1 protein-coding gene is annotated in these 1018 nt (G+C 65.0%); it reads left to right on the top strand.

The genetic code is table 11. The annotated features are described in order from the left end of the window. The coding region (locus EN925_RS37205) for an ABC transporter ATP-binding protein (protein ID WP_164894729.1) at positions 1–1018 on the top strand (1018 nt) is incomplete at both ends.

The raw sequence follows: 1018 nt of genomic DNA, 5'->3' as shown, positions 1-1018 counted from the left end.
ATTTGGCAGCGTGCCTGTGCTGCGCGACCTTAACCTCGATGTCGAGGCCGGCGAATTCCTGACGCTGCTCGGCCCTTCCGGTTCCGGCAAGACGACGCTGCTGATGATCCTGGCCGGTTTCGTGCGGGCCAATGCCGGCTCGATCAGGGTCGGCGGCGACGAGATCATCACCACGCCGCCGCACAAGCGCAACATCGGCATGGTGTTCCAGAACTACGCGCTGTTTCCGCACATGAACGTCTTCCACAACATCGCCTTTCCGCTGAAGCAGCGCGGCGTCGCCGCGGCCGAGACGGCCGAACGTGTCGAGAAGGCGCTCGATCTGGTGAAATTGCAGGGCCTGGGCGAGCGCCGGGTCGACCAGCTCTCCGGCGGCCAGCGACAGCGTGTGGCGCTGGCGCGCGCCATCGTCTTCGAGCCGCGCATCGTGCTGATGGACGAACCCTTGTCGGCGCTCGACAAGGGCCTGCGCGAGCACATGCAGATCGAGCTGCGCGCCCTGCATCGCCGGCTCGGCATGACCACCGTCTATGTCACGCACGACCAGCGCGAAGCCATCACCATGTCCGACCGCATCGCGGTCATGAACGCCGGGCGCATCGAACAGCTCGACAAGCCTGAAACCCTCTACGCCAGGCCGCAAACGCGATTTGTGGCCGGCTTCATCGGCGAATCGAATTTCATTCCGGTCGAGTGCCGCAACGGCTCCGTCTGGTACGAGGACCGGAGAATCCATACCGCGGCACCAGTGCCGGCGGCAGGCCAGCACCTGATGGTGGTGCGGCCGGAAAAGCTGCGGCTCCTGGCAGACGCCGAACCGACAAGCGGCGTCAACGTGCTCGAGGCGAAAGTCAGCGACATCATCTATCAGGGCGACAGCTTCGTCTGCTACGCGGCGTTGCGCGACGGCCGCCAGCTGACTTTGCGCGACTATTGCCGCAGCGATGTGCTGGCCAAAATGCCGGCGCCCGGCCAGCCAGTCTCATTCGGTCTCGATGCGCAGGACACGATCCTGGTG

It is taken from the genome of Mesorhizobium sp. M7A.F.Ca.US.006.04.2.1 (genome assembly GCF_004022915.1).
GTDB lineage: Bacteria > Pseudomonadota > Alphaproteobacteria > Rhizobiales > Rhizobiaceae > Mesorhizobium > Mesorhizobium ciceri.
Note: the sequence above shows the minus strand (reverse complement) of the source record. Positions and strands in the feature narration are given on the sequence as shown.